Origin of the sequence: Synechococcales cyanobacterium T60_A2020_003, assembly GCA_015272205.1 — a bacterium.
Taxonomy (GTDB): Bacteria; Cyanobacteriota; Cyanobacteriia; order RECH01; family RECH01; genus JACYMB01.
The window spans coordinates 1-3,579 of record JACYMB010000052.1; the positions used below are offsets into that span (position 1 = coordinate 1).

Consider the following 3,579-nt stretch of genomic DNA (forward strand, 5'->3'; position numbering starts at 1 on the left):
GAGGTCTTCAAATTTCTTGCGGGTGAGTGGAATTAGCATAGGATCTCAGGCATTGCCATGGTCAGTCGTACTGAAGCACTACTATCTCTGCGTCTCGGTGCTAAATCAGCAAAAGCGTAGGGATGTCGCGAATTATTCTAGAATGGATGATGATCCCGTTGATCCCCAAGGTCGCATACCGATGGGGTAAGTGCCAAGGGCGATCGCGAGATGATCCTAGTGTAATCTTCAATCTAGAGTGTTGTAGAACGCTTTTCCGGTCAGGAGTGCCTATCGAGACGATCTATGGAACCCTGCAAGGGTTAAAGCCGAGCCAAATCAAGCAGTTGAAGCGGCTGTACCATGAGCGATTACCGGGCAATCGCGTCACGACCCCGGAGTTTGCTCAGCGGATTGCAGCGGTCAGTACAGATATTGACCAACCCGTTTGCGTGTACGTCAACCGTCGCGGACAGGTGATTCGGGTGGGAGTCGGTACCCCCCGCCAAACCCAAATTCCCCCGATGGAGCTTCCCCGCTACGGTGCAGAGCGTTTATCCGGCATTCGCTGTATTGCCACCCAGCAAAACGCCACGCCGCCCAGTGATGCCGTGTTAACCGCTATGGCACTGCAACGATTGGATGCCCTGGCGTTGCTGACCCTATCAGGAGGCGGGTTTCAGCGTCGAGGAGGGGGTTCGACAGGTTATGTGCGCGAAACCTATCTGGCTCACCTCGTCCCTGATCCAAACGCTCGCTGGAGCGTATCACCTGCCATGAGTTTAGACGTGTTGGGCGAGCAGGATTTCCTGGATCTGGCTGAAGGCTTAGAGGAAGAATTTCGACGACTGTTTACCGCGCAGCAGGTCGATACCGACCACGATCGCGTTTTGATTGTCGGTCTAGTCACCCAGGAGTACTCGGCACGGCAAGTTCAAGATATTTTGGATGAATTGGGTCGGTTAGTCGAAACGGCAGGGGGAGAGGTGTTGCAAGTCCTAAAGCAGCAGCGATCGCGCCCCCATCCCCAAACGGTCGTGGGCGAAGGGAAGGTCGAAGAGATTGCCCTTGCTGCCCAAACCCTGGGAGCCAATCTGGTGGTGTTTGATCGGGATCTATCACCTGCCCAAGTGCGGAACCTGGAAAACCGCATTGGCGTACGGGTGGTCGATCGCACCGAAGTCATTCTCGATATCTTTGCCCAACGCGCCAAGTCGGGAGCTGGGAAACTCCAGGTGGAACTGGCGCAGTTGGAATATATGATGCCTCGGCTAGCCGGACGAGGTCGCACCATGTCTCGCTTGGGTGGGGGGATCGGAACCCGTGGCCCTGGGGAAACCAAGTTAGAAACCGAACGACGAGCCATCCAACGCCGTATTTCTCGCCTCCAGCAAGAGGTAAACCAGCTTCAAGCGCATCGGGCACGCCTACGCCGACAACGACAGCACAACGATGTTCCCTCCATTGCCGTGGTGGGGTACACCAATGCTGGAAAATCTACGTTACTAAATGCCCTAACGAATGCCGAAGTATACACGGCGGATCAGCTCTTTGCTACCCTCGATCCCACCACCCGCCGCCTGACGGTTAATGATGCTGACAACAATGAACCTATATCGATCCTACTCACAGATACGGTGGGATTTATCCACGAACTACCACCGTCCCTAGTCGATGCGTTTCGCGCCACCCTGGAAGAAGTGACCGAAGCCGATGCGCTACTGCATGTGGTGGATCTGTCCCATCCAGCTTGGCAGACCCAAATCCAAGCGGTGATGCAGATTCTGACGCAAATGCCGATTACGCCAGGGCCGATTCTACTAGCCTTTAACAAACTAGATCAGGTGGATAGCGATACCTTAGCGATCGCCCAAGAGGAATATCCTCAGGCTGTCTTTATCTCAGCCCGCGATCGCCTGGGACTGGAAACTCTACGCCAACGATTAGCGTTATTGGTGGACTATGCGACAGCAAACTCAACAACTGCGAGCTGATATCCAACAACAGCAGCAGGATGCTGAACTCATCCTCCAACAAGCGGATCCGCTCAACATTACCACCGATGCCATCATCGTTCAAGACCTGGATTGGAACATCCGCTTTTGGAATAAGGGAGCAGAGCGCATGTATGGCTGGCGAGCCGAAGAAGCCTGTCACCCAGAGGTATCCCTCTTGATGAGCCCGTCCCCTTCTCCCGACTTGGACATGGCGAAACAGATTGCTTTAGAAAAAGGAGCATGGCAAGGGGAATTGAAAAAGTGGACTAAGTCAGGGCAGGAGCTGACCGTTTCCATCCGTTGGGATTTAGTGCGGGACAAAGACGGGCATCCTCAGTCCATCTTGTGTGTAGAGACGGACATCACCGAGCTAAAAGGGATTGAACAATCGTTGCAGACCAGTCAGACGCTTTATGAATCCCTGGTTAACTCCCTTCCGGTCAATCTCTACCGCATTGACTTAGAGGGACGTGTTACGTTTGTTAATCAAGTTTTGCAGCAATCGCTTGGGGTACCTGAAGATGCGGTAATTGGTAAGACGTCTGGCGTTGCTGATTCCAGGTATGAACTGATGGCTGCAATGACTGGAATCTCGTTCAGTTTTTAGCGAATTCATACCGCTATTCAGCAACGCCCAAAATACGAGCACGGGTGAGTTTACGAGCGGCGTGTTTACCTGTTCTCAACAGGGTTTCTAACTCTCGAACTTCTGTATCTGTCAAATTGACGATGTATCGCTTCTGACTCATATTTAACTCTCTGGGTTTGAGTCAGTTTATCAGAAGTGTCGCCACTAGGCATAGTTCGATTGGCGAACTACTAGTGACAGCGTCTCTAGAATGGCACTTTCTCAAGCTGAATGAGCCCTAGAGATTGGGATCCAAGCTATAGCTACCGTACAGGCAACAAATAGTCATCTGCGGCTCCATAATTTACATTCCAGCCTATGTCCCTTAGAGCCGCAATGGTCATTTGGCTCACGAGTCCATTTGGAGGGCCTGCAGAGGCATTCAAGGCTTCGTTCGGAAAATCAATATAGTCCCAGTATTCCTTGCCAATCATCGGAATTGCCGTTTGCCTGTAGGTGCCTAACAATTCACCATAGGCCCAGCCTGCATGGGATTTGGCTTTGTACGTTGACGTTGCTGAATCAAAAAATCCAGAGTTTACCGATACCAATCCTAAAATATAGGCCATCTCGTGAATTGCAATGCGGCGGTTGATGCTGATTTGATTCACAGAGTCGTTATCGTAGGTAATCGTTCCAGCCACAGGAAACACATGGCCGTTTTTATCTTTCTCTAAGTCTTGGCGTTGTTGCATGAAAGAGGGGTTGCGGGCAGGAGAGGCATGGTAAATTTCAGTTATCACAGGCTTTGTTGCATGATTAGAAGGATGATCAGGCTCACCTTGAGGTCGTCCGGGTATTAAGCTTCGACTTTGTAGCTATCGGGTTTAGCGATCTGAATCATGCGGTTGAGCGCAACACATTTGATGAACAATTCCACGGCTTGATTGTCAAATTGACGTGCACTGAGATTGCCCCCAAAAATAGTCTTAAAGCGGAACATGGTAGTTTCAGCAATCGAACGACGATGATAGC

The 3,579-nt window shown here is 51.4% G+C and carries 4 protein-coding genes; 2 read left to right on the forward strand and 2 right to left on the reverse strand.

What is annotated here, in order from left to right:
- Positions 1-149 precede the first annotated feature (149 nt).
- Together hflX and IGR76_02905 are read left to right on the forward strand one after the other, a co-directional pair.
- Positions 150-1,973 carry a GTPase HflX gene (hflX, locus tag IGR76_02900; protein MBF2077480.1) on the forward strand — a complete coding sequence of 608 codons (1,824 nt, stop codon included), beginning with the start codon at positions 150-152 and terminating at the stop codon, positions 1,971-1,973.
- Entirely contained in the window at positions 1,942-2,583 is a 642-nt protein-coding gene (locus tag IGR76_02905; protein MBF2077481.1) for a PAS domain-containing protein, read from the forward strand. The genes hflX and IGR76_02905 overlap by 32 nt, the downstream gene beginning before the upstream one ends.
- A 284-nt stretch (positions 2,584-2,867) precedes the next feature.
- On the opposite strand, the gene IGR76_02910 is transcribed toward IGR76_02905, so the two are convergent.
- A complete protein-coding gene (locus IGR76_02910) occupies positions 2,868-3,347 on the reverse strand; it encodes a hypothetical protein (protein MBF2077482.1) in 480 nt (159 codons plus the stop codon).
- A 56-nt stretch (positions 3,348-3,403) separates the two neighbouring features.
- Positions 3,404-3,579, reverse strand: a 176-nt coding sequence (locus IGR76_02915) for an IS5/IS1182 family transposase (GenBank protein ID MBF2077483.1), incomplete at its 5' end; no start/stop codon positions are given.